Source organism: Mycoplasma amphoriforme A39 (genome assembly GCA_000723365.1).
In the GTDB taxonomy this organism is placed as follows: Bacteria; Bacillota_I; Bacilli_A; order Mycoplasmatales; family Mycoplasmoidaceae; genus Mycoplasmoides; species Mycoplasmoides amphoriforme.
This window is the reverse complement of sequence record HG937516.1, coordinates 105,538-122,856: the sequence shown is the minus strand read 5'-3', so window position 1 is coordinate 122,856 and position 17,319 is coordinate 105,538. Positions and strand designations below refer to the sequence as shown.

The 17,319-nt window shown below is 33.8% G+C and carries 10 protein-coding genes; 8 read left to right on the top strand and 2 right to left on the bottom strand.

Going from position 1 to position 17,319, the window contains the following annotated elements:
• The first annotated feature begins 231 nt into the window (after nucleotides 1-231).
• Genes ABDB96_RS00540 through ABDB96_RS00510 form a run of 7 tightly spaced genes read left to right on the top strand, consistent with a single transcriptional unit; the run spans nucleotide 232 to nucleotide 9,208 of the window.
• Nucleotides 232-1,728: an ATP-binding cassette domain-containing protein gene (locus ABDB96_RS00540; RefSeq protein WP_343251569.1), complete on the top strand. Its 1,497-nt coding sequence runs from the start codon at nucleotides 232-234 to the stop codon at nucleotides 1,726-1,728.
• Nucleotides 1,728-2,687, top strand: a complete 960-nt coding sequence (locus tag ABDB96_RS00535; protein ID WP_343251568.1) for an ABC transporter permease — start codon at nucleotides 1,728-1,730, stop codon at nucleotides 2,685-2,687. Before ABDB96_RS00540 ends, ABDB96_RS00535 begins: the two co-directional genes overlap by 1 nt.
• Complete coding sequence (locus ABDB96_RS00530; RefSeq protein WP_343251567.1) at nucleotides 2,687-3,610, top strand: ABC transporter permease; 924 nt, start codon at nucleotides 2,687-2,689, stop codon at nucleotides 3,608-3,610. Before ABDB96_RS00535 ends, ABDB96_RS00530 begins: the two co-directional genes overlap by 1 nt.
• 60 nt (nucleotides 3,611-3,670) lie before the next feature.
• A complete protein-coding gene (locus ABDB96_RS00525) occupies nucleotides 3,671-5,419 on the top strand; it encodes a type 2 periplasmic-binding domain-containing protein (protein WP_343251566.1) in 1,749 nt (582 codons plus the stop codon).
• Nucleotides 5,420-5,425: 6 nt separating this feature from the next.
• Nucleotides 5,426-6,406 (top strand): tRNA (adenosine(37)-N6)-threonylcarbamoyltransferase complex transferase subunit TsaD, encoded by a 981-nt coding sequence (gene tsaD, locus ABDB96_RS00520; RefSeq protein WP_343251565.1) that lies wholly within the window; start codon nucleotides 5,426-5,428, stop codon nucleotides 6,404-6,406.
• A gap of 20 nt (nucleotides 6,407-6,426) precedes the next feature.
• The gene (metK, locus tag ABDB96_RS00515) at nucleotides 6,427-7,614 is read left to right on the top strand and encodes a methionine adenosyltransferase (RefSeq protein WP_343251564.1); all 1,188 of its coding nucleotides are present in this window, start codon (nucleotides 6,427-6,429) and stop codon (nucleotides 7,612-7,614) included.
• Nucleotides 7,595-9,208: an amidohydrolase gene (locus tag ABDB96_RS00510; RefSeq protein WP_343251563.1), complete on the top strand. Its 1,614-nt coding sequence runs from the start codon at nucleotides 7,595-7,597 to the stop codon at nucleotides 9,206-9,208. The genes metK and ABDB96_RS00510 overlap by 20 nt, the downstream gene beginning before the upstream one ends.
• Nucleotides 9,209-9,218: 10 nt before the next feature.
• Here ABDB96_RS00510 and ABDB96_RS00505 read toward each other — a convergent pair whose 3' ends face one another.
• Nucleotides 9,219-11,063: an MATE family efflux transporter gene (locus tag ABDB96_RS00505; RefSeq protein WP_343251562.1), complete on the bottom strand. Its 1,845-nt coding sequence runs from the start codon at nucleotides 11,061-11,063 to the stop codon at nucleotides 9,219-9,221.
• Nucleotides 11,064-11,299: 236 nt separating this feature from the next.
• On the opposite strand from ABDB96_RS00505, the gene argS reads away from it, so the two are divergent.
• Nucleotides 11,300-12,979, top strand: a complete 1,680-nt coding sequence (argS, locus tag ABDB96_RS00500) for an arginine--tRNA ligase (RefSeq protein WP_343251561.1) — start codon at nucleotides 11,300-11,302, stop codon at nucleotides 12,977-12,979.
• A 33-nt stretch (nucleotides 12,980-13,012) separates the two neighbouring features.
• On the opposite strand, the gene ABDB96_RS00495 is transcribed toward argS, so the two are convergent.
• Nucleotides 13,013-17,314 carry a PolC-type DNA polymerase III gene (locus tag ABDB96_RS00495; RefSeq protein ID WP_343251560.1) on the bottom strand — a complete coding sequence of 1,434 codons (4,302 nt, stop codon included), beginning with the start codon at nucleotides 17,312-17,314 and terminating at the stop codon, nucleotides 13,013-13,015.
• Nucleotides 17,315-17,319: the final 5 nt, after the last annotated feature.

The window sequence follows — 17,319 nt, the reverse complement described above, 5'->3', positions numbered from 1 at the left end:
GATATGGAGATTTTTTTGATTTTTTTGAATTTATTTCAGAGTTAAAAGATAGCAAAAACAATCTACATAAACTGATGATTCTGTTTCGTCTTTTTTAGCAAAGTATTATTTAAAACTTAAATAATAGTTTTTTGAAAAAAGTTGGTTATTTTTTGTTATACTTAACGCCATTTCAAAATTTTGGAGGGTGGTAATTTTTATTTATTAATTTTTAATGCGAGGGATTTCAAATTGGAAGAAAAAAGCTTTATTGAACTGAAAGGGATTAATAAAACTTTTGATGATGGTTTTGTAGCAGTAAGAGATTTCAATCTTCAAATAAAAAAAGGTGAGTTCGTCACGCTACTAGGTCCATCGGGTTGTGGAAAAACAACAACAATAAACATGATCGCTGGTTTTGAACAGCCAACGCGTGGACAAATTCGAATTGGTGGAATTGATATTAAAGATCTACCAGTGCACAAGCGTCCCTGTGCCACAGTGTTTCAAAACTACGCATTATTTCCGAACATGACTGTTTATAAAAACATTTGCTACGGACTGAAAGTAATGCGGACACCATTGGAAAAAATTCCTGCTTCAAAGTATGATGAAGCAAATCAAGTTTACCAAGAAGCTATCAAGGTCTCTGAAGGGAAGAAAAAAGATTTAGAAAAAAAGCGCCTTACCCTTCAAAAGAAGATCGATAAAGAAGCAGAAAAATACTCAAAAAACGCTTGATTTAGCGAAAACAAGGAAATGCGATTGACGCAATTCAATCAGACTGTTGTTTTATTGCGTGATAAAATCGCTGAAACACATGATCAAGTACAAATCGCTAAAATTGAAAAAGAAATTTTGGAATTAAAAAATAATTTTAAAAAGAAAAAACCGCTTGATGCAGCGTATGATAGGTTGATGAAAGAATATAGTAATGTTGATTACTGATTAGCTTATTGGGAATCGTATCCAGTTATTCAAAAAGAAAATTTTGAGAAACGATCCTTAACACGAAAATTAACAAAAAAAGAAATTAATGAACGTGCGAGCAAAATGATTGAAAAAGTTGGTCTTACTGGCAAGGAAGATAAATATCCATCAGAATTATCTGGCGGAATGCAACAACGAGTCGCTTTAGCACGTGCTCTTGTGATTGAACCGGACATTTTATTACTGGATGAACCCTTATCGGCACTAGATGCGAAGGTTCGTAAAAATTTACAAGATGAATTAAAACGGTTGCATCAAGAATTCAATTTAACTTTCATTTTGGTAACCCACGATCAGGAAGAAGCCCTGATGCTTTCTGATAAGATTGTGGTGATGTCTGAGGGCGACATTGAGCAAGTTGGCACACCAAGCGATGTTTACGATTCGCCTAGCACTGTGTGAGTTGCCAAATTTATTGGCGAAGCCAATATTTTTGATGGCGTTTATTTAGGAAATCACCAGATTAAACTAAGTAGCGGCGATGTGATTGACACTGATGAAGATGCTGGTTTTAGTGCTAATGAAGCAGTAAAAGTTTTGATTCGTCCTGAAGATTTTGATGTTGTGTCTGCTGGCACGGGGGTGTTTGACGCAACGATTACAAACACGGTTTACAAGGGTCTATTGTGAAAAATTGAAGGTGTTTTAAATGATCAAACAGAAATTACTGTTGATAACATTGATTTTGTTGAACTAAATTCAAAAGTTGGTTTAAAGTTTGATCCGATTGACGTGCACATGATGAAGGTTGAACATTAATGTTGATGCACCTTAAGTCGAAATTGGTTAACACCTTTAAAGCAAAAAAGAAAATTTGGTTAATCTTACCTTTTACCGCAATTATTTTCATGCTTTTCATTGTGCCTTCAGTCATTGTGATTGTTGCAGCATTGCGTCCCGCTTTTGACGTTCGGTCTGGACTTTCAAGCACTGTTGCGGAAAATTTTCAAAACGTGGATTTGTTTGTTGCTGAAAAAATTTGAAAGTCGTTTTGAATTGCCGTTGTCTCCACTTTTATCTGTCTAGTTTTAGCCTTTCCCTTTTGCTACTTTTTAGCTTTTGTGAAAAGTAAAGTTTTCAAATCCACCGTGATTTTGTTTGCAACCGCACCGATCTGAAGTAGTTTTTTGATCAAGTTAATTGGTTTGAAAACATTGTTTGATTTATTGGCTGGTCACACTGAAAGTACATATGGTGATATTTTTACAATTATTGGGATTGTGTACATGTACCTTCCGTTCATGTTTTTGCCACTTTACACCGTTTTAATTCATTTGCCTAAAAATTTTGTTTTAGCCAGTAAAGATTTAGGCCGTAATGCTTTTCAATCTTTTTTTCTAATTGTCATTCCCTATTGTAAAACTGCAATAATTTCTGGTTTAACGCTTGTTTTGCTACCGGGATTTACAACCGTTGCCATTCCTGAATTTTTGAACAATTACAATAACGCATCATTAATTGGTGATTATATTTTTAATCTCGGTAACAACGCCATTGAAAGTGAATTGTCTGCAGCACAATCTAGTGCAGTTAGTTTAGTTTTAGCACTCGTTATTTTAGCGGCTTATTCACTATGAGTACTCATTCCTAAAGGTTGAAGAATCGTTAAACACAAACTGACTACCGGTTCGTTTTTTCACCAACAACCTAATAAAAAGTCGAAATTGCTAGTTCTTGGAACAACGGTTTTAGATCAAAATATTGGAGATAAACAATAATGAACATTAACTGAAAAAAAGTTGGCTATAGTCTCCGGCAAAGTTATATCTTTTTAATTTTAGTTTTAATTTATTTGCCATTATTTGTGATTGTTTTAGTTAGCTTCAATGGTTCAACGCTAAAAAAAGAAAATATTAATTTGGATTTTGGACCAACAGGTCGGGGAGTCGGTCCATCTCCATATAGTTTATTAGCGACTGATCCAAGTTTTCTTGGTAGTTTAGAAAGTTCCATCCTAATTGCTGTAATCTCCACCCCAATTTCGGTATTAATTGCGATTTTTACATCTTTTGCAATTTGAAATAACAAACAAATTTATCGAAAATTTGCCCTTGGTGTTTCCAGTGCCTCAATTAGTACTCCAGATATTATTTCGGGATTAAGTTTACTGGTGTTATTTGCTGTCACATCGTTAAGTTTTACACCATCATTAGGTTACTTCACGATTATTGTTTCGCATATTTCCTTTAGCACCCCTTATGCTTTGGTTGTGATTTATCCGCGAATGCAAAAAATGAATCCCAAATTAATTCAAGCGAGTGAAGATTTAGGAGTATCACGCGTTAGAACTTTTTTCAAAATTGTGATTCCCTATTTGCTTCCTGGAATTTTATCAGGTGCAGCAATTGTTTTTGCGTTAAGTTTTGACGACTATGTGATTACTAATTTTGTTCGGGGGACAACCCAAACAGTTGCGATCCAACTTTATTCGATGCGTAAAGGAGTTAAAGCATGAGCGGTTGCGTTTGGCAGTTTACTAGTTTTATCTACGGTATTTATTACCATTGCTTTTGCCATTCACAAATGACTGGTTGAGCGGAGCAAACAACACGATAAACTGGTTCGCAGCCGCTCTAAATTAACCAAGTTAACTTTTGTAACCAAAGGCACAAAATTGGCCAAAACTAATAATTTAAAATAATGATTTATTCAAAATTAAATTAACTTTTTTAAAAATCAATTTACTAGGAGAAATAAAAATATGTACCACAAAGAATTTTTTAAAAACAAAACAACAACGTTGAAGAAAAAAGTAGCCGGTTTTGCTTTATTTGGAACAACAACTTTACTGACAGCAATTGTTGGCTCTTGTGCTAGGGCAAATGGTGAAAATTTTGTGCTTGGTAATTTTGAATCTTATATGGCACCAGATTTACAAAAACGCTTACAAACGGCTTACCATAATGTTAAATTTGAGTCATATCCTTCTAATGAAAATGCTGTTGGTAAGTTTAAAAGTGGTTCTTATTCATCGGCTGTTCTTTCATCGTACGCGATTATTGAATTACAAAAAAGTGGTTTTTTATCAAAAATCGATTGAGCCAAATTTGATCTGAAAAATCCCGATAATCCTTCTGAAAAAATCACTAATGCTCAAGAAGCTTTGAGTTTATTTAGCATTCCAATTCAACAGATCTTAACTGATAAAAAAACGAATCAAGGGATTGAAAATCTCTTAGAATACTCGGTTCCTTACTTTTTTCAAACCGTTGTTTTTGCTTATCGCGGTGATGTGATTGCAGAATTTAACGATCCACAAAATCCCCCATCATATGGTCAAATTTTAGACTTAATTGGCACTAAATACAAAGACCGTTTTGATAATGGTCGCTTGGGGACAGTTGAAGACGAAAAAACGTTATTTTCCATTGCTTCACTCGTTTACGAAGAGGATACAAACCAATCACGACATGCCGCTGATTCGCCATTAAGTAAGCAAAACCCAAGCGTTGATGATTATTTAAAAATATTTGAAAGTTTAAACCACAGCACTAAAGATCCAGACAATGCAAATAAACAAAGAATTAAAGGCAAGGGATGAAGAAGTAACCCAAGTTCCATCTTTTTAAATTCTGATAGCAATACTTTAGTTAATCGCTTAGCCCAACCAGAAGGAAGCCAAGGTGCTTTAAACGGGGCACTATTCTATAATGGTGATGCTATTTTTAGTGCGGTTGGTGGTGACAATAACAAAGAAGCAGATAAAGCTAAAATTAATGGCAAAAACTTCCATATTGTGACTCCAAAACTACCAGTATATGCCTTAGATAGTATGGTGATCAACCAACGCCTTCCTAAATCTTTTGATCAAGCCCACCAAGTAATTAAAAATATTACTCTAGAAGGTGCTGATGATTTAAGTTCAGAACATGTAAATAATGCTTTTCAGTCGAAAATATCCAATATTAAACTCGATAAAAACGGTCAGGCATCTGGAACAGTTGCTAAAGACGATGATAAAACAGTTGCTAAAGACGATGATAAAACCGCACAATTTAAGTACGGCACCATGCTAAATTTTGATTTTGTTTACTACACATCACCATTAAGAATTTTTAGTCACATTCCTGGCACACCTACCAAATTAAAACCAGGGACATTTGAACCTGATGAGACTTCTGTTAAAAAATCAGATGATCTGAATAACCCAATTGATCCAAGCGTTGTTTTTTCAACAGCAAATAGTGTGAATCATCCTTTCTCGAAGGAAACTAGCGATGACAACAAGACAACATACACTGGCGGTTTTTTTGCAACTGCGTTAGCATCATACGATGAAAACAAGGCCGATAATGATGCTGAATTAGCTAAACAAATTCAAAATGCGTACAATATTTCCATTCCTAAAGAATCAGAAAAAAATCCTGCCCTGATTCTGGAACAACCTACAAATGATGTCCAAAAACAGGTATTAGTTAATGCGTTTAGACGCTTTAAAAACACGCTTTAATTTGTTATGAAATATTCGATTGTTCTAGGAGTTGAAACCACGTGTGATGATACTGGAATTGGGATATGTAAAAATGGCAAAGTCATTGCCAACCAAATTATTTCTTCTAGAACTTACCACCAAAATTATGGTGGGGTTGTTCCCGAAATTGCCGCACGTGAACACGAAAAGAACTTACCATTAGTCTATAAGGCAGCCATTAAGGAAGCCAATTTGTCCGCTAATGACATTGATTTAATTACCTATGCAAGTGAACCTGGGTTACCAGGTTCATTACATGTTGGTAAAATTTTTGCCAAAACCTTAGGTTTAGTGCTAAAAATTCCAATGTTACCGATCAATCATTTATACGGGCATTTATTTAGTGGTGCCATTAATCAAAACCCGATTGAATACCCCGCCTTAGGCTTAGTTGTTTCTGGTGGTCACACTAGTATCTATCTAATTAATAGTGCTTTTGATATTCAGCTTTTAGACGAAACCATGGATGATGCCATTGGTGAAGTTTACGATAAAGTTGCCCGGGAATTGTCTTACGATTATCCTGGTGGTTGCACGATTGATCAACAGTTTGATTTAAAACAGGCTAATACCATTAATTTTTTGAAAAACAAAAGACCACACACCGCCTTTAGTTATTCGGGTTTTAAAACCGCAGTTATCAACTACATTAACCATCAAAAACAAAAACATACTGCTTTAGATCACACCAAAGTTTGTTCGTCTTTTCAGTACTGAATTATTGAAGATTTTTTAAAAAGAACATCTTTTTATTTAGCAAAATATCCCGTAAAAACAGTTGCCTTAGGTGGCGGGGTTAGTGCTAATTCTTATTTACGTTCACGGCTACAAGCCATGCATGTTAATGTCGTTTTACCACAAAATATGTATACTGAAGATAATGCGGCCATGCACGCTTACTATGCTAGCGTGTTATTAAAAGAAGCCCACGAGAAAAAATTTTCTCTGCCGATTCAAACATTTTAAAGGAGTTTTCACAAGTTATTATGTCAGCAAGTTATCAAATTAAACATTATCGTAAGGGATTTTATACAAGCGAATCAGTAAGTAAGGGTCATCCTGATAAAATTTGTGACCAAATTGCTGATGCTGTTTTAGATCAATGTTTAAAACAGTCGACAAAAAGCCGCGTTGCCTGTGAAGTTTTAGCGAGTAACCGTTTGATTTTAATTAGTGGCGAAATTTCTACCACTAGTTATGTTGATGTGGTTAAAACAGCATGGGATATTGTTTTTCCGTTAGGTTATAGTGAAAATGATTTTACAATCATTTCCAACATCCACGAACAATCCAAAGACATTTCCCAATTAGTTGACCATGCTGATGGCACATTAGGAGCAGGTGATCAAGCCATTACCATCGGTTATGCCGTATCAGAAACGACATCATTGATGCCATTAGGAACCCAATTAGCCCACCAGTTGTTAGCATTTTGTGAATACCAAAAGGCCAACGGTTTATTACCGGAAATCAAATCCGACATGAAAAGTCAGATTATTTTAAACTATCAGGGACACGAAGTAAAAATTCACCAAATTTTAATTTCAGTTCAACACGATGAAAGTGTTAGTTTAGATCTTTTGGAAAAGAAAATCATGACAGTAGTGATTGTTCCCTTGTTAAAACAGTTAAAGTTTATTAATCATGAAAATGAAATTGATTTTCCGTGTTTAGTTAATCCGGCAGGCAAATTTGTGATTGGTGGTCCAATCGGCGATACGGGATTAACCGGACGAAAGTTAATGGTTGACAATTACGGCAGTTACGCTCACCATGGTGGTGGGGCTTTTAGCGGTAAAGATGCTACCAAAGTTGACCGTACTGGGGCATATTATGCCCGGTGAATTGCGAAGCATATTGTTGCTTGCGGTTGAGCTAGTGAATGTGAAGTGAGTTTATCGTGAGCGATTGGTTTTCCACGACCGATTGCGATGGACATCAATTGCTTTAATACGAATAAAATTGCCCTTGAAAAAATTAGCCATGCTGTTGAAAAAACCTTTGATTTTGATTTAGCAAAAATTATTCAGCTACTCAAATTAGATTGCATTTCATTATTGCCGTTTGCAACTTATGGTCATTTTGGACGGAGTGCTTCCAATGCTCCGTGAGAAACATTACCATATCTAAAGCATTTACAAGAGGTTTGAGAAGATGAAAACCGCCTACGTTAATGGTAAGGTTTATTTAGGCAAAAACCGTTTTGCACAAGCGTTTGTTGTTGAAAATGATCTTTTTAAAGCAGTTGGGTCAACCAAGGCAATTAGTCAAATAAAAGTGGACACAACCGTTGATTTGCAGCAAAATTTAGTGATTGCTGGACTGAACGATTCGCACATTCATTTCCGGATGGCTGCTTTAAACTTATTGAATTTAGATCTTACGAAAATAACAAGCTTAAAAGCGATTATTTCCGAATCAAAAAAATACATTAAAAAACACGGTTTATCAGCTAAAAAAATGTTATGGGCTGAAGGCTGGGATGAGGCGTTATTGACTGATTGTAACCGACATTTAACCCGTTTTGATTTGGATCAAATTTCCACCACAGTTCCGATATATTTTACCCGAGCCTGTCGCCACATGATTGTGTGCAACACTCCGGCATTAAAACAGATGAAAATGTTTACCAAAAATTTTAAAAGTGAATTTGGCGGGATCATTGATCATGATGAACAAAACTATCCCAACGGCGTGCTTCGCGAAGGAGCAACAGTGTATGCACGAAAAATGTATACGCCACCAAGTCTTGATGAACAAATTAAAATTTATCAAAAAATGATGACAAAACTTAATGAACTTGGTGTTACTTCTGTTCACGCGTGTGATTTAACTGATGAAAACATTGAAAATCATTACCAAGTTTATGAAGAAGCATGCAAACGTGATTTGTTGACTTTGAAGTTTTATCACCAGATTTGAACGTCCAGCCCTGAAAAAGTTCACTTATTTTTTAGTGCCTTTAAAAAACTACAAAAAAAACCACAACATGAATTTAATCGATTAGCACATTTAAAAATTTTTGCTGACGGATCGGTTGGGGCAAGAACAGCCGCTTTACAAGATGCGTATGCTGACGAAGATGATAATCATGGGTTTTTAGTTTATGATGACCAAAAACTAGATGATGTTGTTAAAAAAGCCACTAGTGAAAATATTTCTATTGTTTGTCACGCCTTAGGTGATGTAGCGATTAACCAAATTCTTGACATCTTTCTAAAGTATGATCAAACTAAAAAAAACCCGCTCCGTCATGGCATTGTTCATTGCTTAATTACTGATCCCAAAACGATTCAACGTATTAAAAAACAAAATATTGTTGTTTACGCCCAACCGTGTTTATATGACTCAAGCATGCTTTTTTTAAAAAAACGTTTAGGGAAAAAACGGTTTGCAAATTGTTTAACATTTAAAAGTTTTTTAGACAATCACATTAAATTAGCTTTTGGCACAGATGCACCAATTTCGGACCATAATCCCTGACCAAATTTGTACTTTGCAATTTCGCGCATTGATTTAACAAACCAGCCCCGTTTGGGATCAACTCCCGAACAAAAAATTAGTTTATGACAAGCTTTAGATGCTTATACGACTGGTAGTGCTTATGGCTCATTTGAAGAAAAGATTAAAGGACAAATCAAAAAGAATTATAAAGCTGATTTTGCTATTTTAAATCAAGATATTTTTTCTTTAAAAAAACTGGCTGATTTGAAAAAAACTAAGGCATTAAACACCTATGTTAATGGCAAATTAGTTTACCAACAATAATTAAGAACAATTAATTAATTGTTTCGATAAGTGGTTGCTTTTTTCTTTGGAATTTATTTTTAATTTTAATGAAACTATTAACAAAAGCAGAAACAGCTAATTCGGCATTGGTAAATTTTTCTTTTTTACCCATGTATCTGTAAATATATACCATGGCAAATATAAAAATAATTAAGGAAGAAATCACAATATTTGTAAAGCCAGCGTAAAACATGACTGCTCATGATTTCATTTGAAGGCTAATGGCTGCCATTGTGTATAAAACAAAAAAAAAGGTAATCAGCCCTTGTAAAACTGACAAGATGATGTTTAGCCACATTTTTCCAGTGGCTTGAAAAATTCCTAAACCAGCTACTGCTAATGACAAAAAAGGCAATTGTAACAGCATTGATGGCATTAACACCCGTAAAATTAGCATTCGCGATTGAATGTTATTTGCTCCAAGAAAATTTAAAAACTGGTTATCTGTAGTGCTAGCATATGTCGGAATATAAATTGAAATATTAACCATAATTGCATAAATTAAACTGATGATAATTGCTGTATAAAAAGTTTTTTTCAACCGCTGGTAATTTTTTTGTGCATAGTTGAAAGCAATGATGGGCCGCATGCCATCAATTACGCCATAAATTGCAAAAAAGACTAAATTATAAATCGGAATTACCGATACTGCTCCGGCATCATTAATAATTCCAGCCCAGCCTGTTTGACTAACTGTTGCAATTCATACAGGGATGTATAAAATATTTGCAATTGTTAAGGATATGTCGCGCAAAAAAGTTCCTAATCCTAAAGCAAAGGAAACAAAAAGCAAGCGAATTTTCACAATAAAGCCAACTAAGTTTTTTATACCTAAATTCGTTTGGTGGTTCTTGCTAAGAAATTGGGTATAAATAATTAAACCTAGAATGTTAAACAAATAACTAATTAATGTTGCTAAACCACTGCCAATCATACCAATTTTAGCAATTGCAATCAATAAATAATCACAAACAATATTAATTAAATTGGCACTGACACCTAATATTGTAATTCATAAATTTGTACCTTCAGCCCTTAAAAAAAATACGTAAAAATTAATTAATGAAACAAGAAAAATACTGCTTGATAAAAATCATAAGTAATTTGATGCCAAGTTAAAAATGGTGGCATTTCTTGCTTTATTAATAAGGATGAATGTCCTTTGCAAGTAATCTGATGCGTGCATTATTCCGCCTTGTTCGTTAATTAATGCTAATTGTTCAGGCGTTCATGCATCGGGATGATTTAATAAACTGGTTGCTGAATCAACTCCCACCTTTCTAGCATCAGGTAAAATAGCATTTATTACCACCCCCTGAATTGCGAGCATCAGTCCTGTTAAAAGCAAAGATGTTAAAACAGTTCCTCAAAACGATGTTTGTAATAATTGCCTTTGATTAACACTTTTATCAACAAACGAACGGCTATAAAAAATGGACGCTCCCGTGCTGATAAATAAACTTAATGAATGAATGATTGAACTTACCACTGCAACATTGGCAACAGCAGCATAAATAAAATCATGATTTAATTGTTCTTGCGTTAAATTACTCTTGCCAAATAATAAAATTTTGGCATTTGTTAATTCATCTAAAGTTGCAAAATGGGAAGCAAATAATTGAAAGTAATTGTTTCCATCATTAGGGATGAATTGCTGCATGATGATTTGGTCAGCAAAAACAAAAACCCCAAACAATAATGACAATAATAAAGTGGGAAAAACAACATGGAAACCTAATTTGACCATTGATGCTTGGTTAAAAAAAGTGATCGTTCTTTGGTTGCAAGATTTTTCGAAAATTTGTTGTGTGTTTGATTTTTTGTATTTAAGCATGGTCGTTCAAAACTGATTCTTCCTTTAATTAACTAAATAAAAACGGTTTTGAACTTTGTAATCTTTGTGACTACTTAAGACAAATATAAGGCAAATAATTACACTAATTATACACATTTAGGCCTAAAGAAAAGCAAAAATTTTAGCGACAATTTTAATTTTTTTTATGATGTATTTAAAATAAACTAAAATTAATAATAATTTGTATTAATTAATTGTTTTTAACGAGTTAATTTATGGACTATTTATACATTCGTAAATATATCAAACAAGCGTTAACGGCTTTAAATATTGAAAAACCAAAAAATTTTATGGTTGAAATGACTAGAAGTTTAGATCATGGCGATTTTGCTAGTAATATTGCGATGGTTCTTGCTAAAAAAATTAAGCAAAATCCTATGGTTATCGCTGAAAAAATTCGTTTAAAAATCTTGGAATTAAAACCTGAATATTTCCTTACGATTGAAGTAGTTAAACCCGGATTTATTAACTTTTTTTTGAACCCAAAAATTTATGGCAAAATTTTGGCACCTTTTTTAAAGCCACATTATTTACCAAAACAACTACCCAAGTCCCAACGCAAAAAAATTAACATGGAATATGTTTCTGCAAACCCAACTGGTGCTTTGCATTTAGGACACGTTCGCAATGCTTATGTTGGTAACGTATTAATCAATATGTTAAAAGCCATTGGTCATCAGGTTACAAGTGAATACTGGATCAATGATATGGGTACACAAGTTGCTTTATTTGAAGTCTCAGTTTTAGTGCACTATTTTGAGTTATTTAATAAAAAAATACCTTTTCCTGATGGTGGTTATCCCGGACAAGATCCTTATTTAGTAGCCCAAAAAATGAAGGCGAAATTTGGTGACCGTTTTTTAAATGTTAAATGGGATGAACATTACGTTATTAAAGATCAAGAAATTCGAAAAATCGTTTGACGCTTTTGCATGGACACAATGCTAGATTTAATTAAAAACCACTTACAACAAATTGGGGTTAATTTTCAGGTATGGACGAGTGAAACCCAGGTTTATTATTCAGGCATTATTGAAAAATTGATGGAAACTGGTTTTAAAAACCACACTTATAAAAAGGATGGAGCCTTATGGTTAAAAACCACAGATAAAGGCCACGATGATAAGGATCGGGTTTTAGTTAAAAGTGATGGTTCACGGACATATTTTGTTACTGATATTGCCAATCAAGCCAATAAAAAAGCCCGGGGTTTTGACCTTTTTTTACATGTTTGGGGCAGTGATCATGAAGGACATGTTAAACGCATGAAGTTAGCAATGCCCGTAATCAAGGCTAAAGCCAACCAACTAGGTGTAGTATTGATCCAAATGGTTAAATTAGTTAAGGGAAATGAAGAATTAAAATTATCCAAGCGTGCTGGCACCGCTTTAACCATTCCTGATCTATTAGAATTTATGAATGTTGATACTTCCCGTTGGTATATTTTGGCCCAAGCCCCATCTTCACCGATTGTTATTGATGTAGAGAAAGCATCAAAAAACGATAATAGCAATCCAGTCTATTACGTTCAGTACGCCCACGCCAGAATTTCTCAACTTTTGAAACGGGCTAAAACACCAATTAATTTTCGATCTAAGCAACAATTTGATCAACTAATTCATCCCGCCGAAAGATCTTTATTTAATTTGTTGATGTCATTAAATCCACTACTACATAGTGCGGTTACAACTTATGAACCACACCGCCTTGTTAGTTATGTTTTAGAATTGGCAAAAGTTTTCCATGGTTGGTATAACCAATGTCGGGTTAGTGATTTAGAAGATTTGAATTTGAAATACCAACGCTGTTGTTTAGCAAAAGCTGTTGGTAATGCCATTAAGTTTTGTCTTTCGTTACTTGGTATTAATGCCCCAATTCACATGGATAAGAAGTAATTTTCTTTAGGTTGAAAATTTTAAAATCGGTAATTAGAACAATTTAATCTGATCATCTTCTTTTAAAGATACAAAAATATCGCTGGCTTTTAATGTTGCTAAATGGGTTTTGGTTACTTTGGTTCGTTCAGCAAAATCTTTAATTGAAGTAAACATTTGTTGTTCACGGGCCTGAATAATGGAATCAGCAACGACTTCGCCTAAACCATCAACTGTTATGAATGGGGGAATAATTTCGTTATTAACGATCCGAAATTTTCTGGCTAAAGAATGTTCTAAGGAAATTGGACCCATTTTATAACCACGTAAACTCATTTCTAAGTATGATTCATAAGTTGTTATTAAATTTTTTTCTTTTTCCTTCAGTTCACTTGCTGATTTTTTGTCAGTTGAACGCTCTTTAAGATTCTTTAAGGCTTCCCGAATTGCTCCGGTACCCTGTATGCACGTTTTGGTATCGTGATCTTTAATTAACTTAATTGAATATAATGTTGCGTAATATTGCAGCGGGTAATAAATTTTATACCAAGCAATTCTTCAGGCCATTAAAACATAAGCAGCAGCATGGGCTTTTGGGAACATATATTTAATTTTTTGACACGACTCAATATATCATGGCTTCACGTTTTTTTCTTGCATTTGATGAATCATCTCATCGGTCAAACCTAAACCCTTACGCACCCTTTCCATTATCTTAAAGGCATCACCACCTTTTAAACCTTGTTTGGTTAAATATTCCATAATATCATCCCTACAGGCAATGATTTGGTTAAGTGACAAGCCTTGATTCACTAAACTTTGAGCATTATTTTGCCAAACATCTTTACCATGCGATAATCCCGAAATTCTAATTAAATCAGCAAAAGTTTTTGGTTTGGTTTCTTGCAGCATTTTTCGCACTAATTCCGTTCCAAATTCGGGAATACCAATCACTCCTGTACTTTCATTCATGAATGTTTGTGCAGAAATTTTTAAACTGTTTAAACTGCTAAACAAGCTCATCACTTTTTCATCATGATGGGGAATATCAATTGGATCAATTCCGGTAAGATCGCGTAGCATTTCCAACATGGTTGGATCATCATGACCTAGAAGGTCAAACTTTAACAAGTTATCATGCAGATCTTCATAAGTGAAATGGGTTGTTTTTCAATCACTATCTAAGTCATCAGCTGGAAAATTATATGGAGTAAAATCGGTAATTTCAAATTCTTTTGGAAAAACGATAATCCCACCTGGGTGCTGACCGGTGGTCCGTTTGACACCAGTAATGTTTTTGGCATAGCGATTAATTTCAGCATTTTTAACTGTTTCAATTTTATTAGTTTCTTCAAAGAAGGTCCGCACATAACCATATGCTGTTTTCTTTGCAATAGTGGCAACCGTTCCCACCCGTAACGCGTGGTCTGAACCAAATAATTCCCGAACATGTTGGTGGGCTTGAAGTTGGTATTCACCTGAAAAATTTAAATCAATATCGGGAACTTTGTTCCCTTCAAAACCCATGAAAGTAGCAAAAGGAATGTTATGACCTTCACCAATTAATTTTTCGCCACAACTACATTTTTTTATTTTTAAATCAAAACCATCATCAACGTCATTTTTAAATTCGACAAAATGACATTTTTTACACCAATAATGAGGTGGCAACGGATTAATTTCCGATATTCCGGTCAAGGTAGCTACTAGGGACGAGCCAACTGAACCCCGACTGCCGACTAAATAACCATTTTGGTTAGATTTAGTAACTAGTAAGTGGGCAATTCAATAAACAATTCCGTAACCATTTTTAATAATGGCATCAAGTTCGTATTGAATTCGTTCTTGAATTAAATCTGGTAGTTTCTTCCCGTATCATTCATGAGCAGTTTGCCACGCTAGATCCGTTAAATTTTTATCAGCGTTAGCAATTTTAGGAAAGAATAGTCCCTTTTTTCCTGGTTCAATTTTTTCTTTACTAAATGCTTTCTTGATTAATGAATAAGCATTATTAATTACGATGTCTTGAACTAATTTTTTATCTTTTAAAAATTTAAATTCAACTTCCATTTCACCTGTTGTACGAAAGTGGGCGTGCGGTGCAAATTGCTCTTTAGATTTAATTCGATAAAACCGGTGTCGTTTTCCGCCCAGGGCTTTCACATGTGTCATTAAATGGTAATACACATGCTGGTGGGGGTGTAAATAATAAGCATCACTACTAGCAATTACTAGTTTGTTTTTTGCTAAATGAATAATTCTTGCAGTCGCATCTTGAATAAATTTTTCATCAAGTAATTGATTTTGGTGTAAATGATCAAACCAAGATGGGGGGACAATTAAAACAAAATCATAAAGGTTGATTACTTTTTGTAAATTTTCATCTGATGAACTAAAGGCCGTATTAATAAGTAAACCTTCGCCAGGACTTGCTGTAACCAATAAGTTTTCTCTTTGGTCATCTAGTTTGGATTGAAAAATTTTCGGCCTATCAAAAAAACCAGTTGTTAAACTTTCAGATAACAGGTTATAGATGGATTTAACGCCCTTTTGGTTTTTTGCGTAAATTAAAGTTTTATGTCCGCGAAAATGTTCTTTTAACGATGCGTTTTGCAGACTTGCATTTAATTGATTCAAATTAATTATTTGGTTTTCCCTTAAATAATGTTGCATTTGCATGTAAACGTTTTTCAAAACTTGAGCATCAAAATCAGCCCGATGGGCTTCGTCCTGATTGTATTCAACGTTATATTTGCGGGCAATGCTACCTAACGAATGGGAGTTGAATTTTGGATTAATTGCCCAAGATAATCTTAAAGTATCTAGCATTGGGTTTTTAAGTAGTGGCATTTTGTTTTGTTGTAATTTTGTTTCCAGAAATTTAAAGTCAAATTCAATGCCGTTATGGGCCACCAAAACACAATCTTTAACCCATTCGGTAATTTTCTTCAATGCAGTTTTAATATTAATTGCATTTGCAACGTCAGCATTTGTAATTTTTGTGAAGTTTGAGATATTTTCGGGAATCGGGTTTTTAGGCTTGATAAAAAAGTTAATGGTGTCTATGATTTGGTTTCCTTTAACTTTAACTGCTCCAAACTCGATAATTTCGTGGTAAGCACTATATAATCCGGTTGTTTCTAAATCAAAAATTACATAAGTAGCATCTTCCATTTTCAGATCAGTCGAATTAACAACAATCTCAATCTGATCTGGAATGACTTCGCAATCAAGCCCGTAAATAATTTTTGTTTCTTTAATTTTTGAAACAATTTTTGGATATGCTTGGATGCTACTAGTATCGGTTATGGCGGCATATTCATAATTCATTTTTTCTAAAAATTCACCATAATTTTCAGCATCGCAAATACCATCAAAGGCGGTCATGTTTGAATGAAAAGCCATTTCAATCCGTTTTTTTTTGGCATCATCCTTGCGAAGATAATCTTTAGGAATATCGGCGAGAATAATTTTTTCTACAATTCCGGTTAATTCATTTTTTTTGTATTTACTAAAATCCACACGTGCTTCTAATTTTACCCAATCACCAATTTTAAATGTTTCAACGTAATCTTCGGGAAGTTGATCATTGAAAAAAATCGTAAAGGTAAGTGAATCGGAATAATCAGTAACCAAGAATTCGTAAAACTTTTTTTTTGCATTAATTTTTTCGATATCAATGATTTCACCATAAATTATAACCGATGGCTCACTCTTAGTTAAGTCGGCAAGTTTTACAATTGTTTTGGCCCGAATTTGGTTTTTTTGTAAAACTTCTGCTTGATTATAAATAGTTTTTGTTGTAACTTTTTTTGGGGTTTTAATCTTTTTTTCTAATTCCTGACGATGTTGTTCAATCACCTTTTTTTTAACTGTTAATGCAGAAGCGATGAAAATATCAATAAATCCAGCAGCATGGAAAATTTTTTGTAATGAGTCTAAATTTGCATCAAATAAATCCTTTTCAAGACCATTATCAAATTCTAAAGTTATTTTTTTATCTTTAATTGTGCAAAAATCATCTCTTTTGAAGTTTTTTGTTAGCGACTGAAGATCGGGATTAATCTTTTGAAAATAGTACAAAAAATATTCTAAAACTTCTTTTTTACTATAGTTAGGTTCTTTAATTTCCAGTTTTCAATCAACATTAATTTGTTGGTTTTTTTTAATTTGTTCACAAGCAAAAAAATAAGCTTGTGGTGGTAAACTTTTCCCCAACACAAACGATAAAATAATTTTATCCTGGTTTTTTGAAAAAATAGGCGAAACCTGGAAAGTTGAACTTTCCAGTTCTTTTAAAGTGTCTTCATCCACTAGTTTAAAATCGCGTAAGAATTTATTGATTTGATCTTCCATAACTA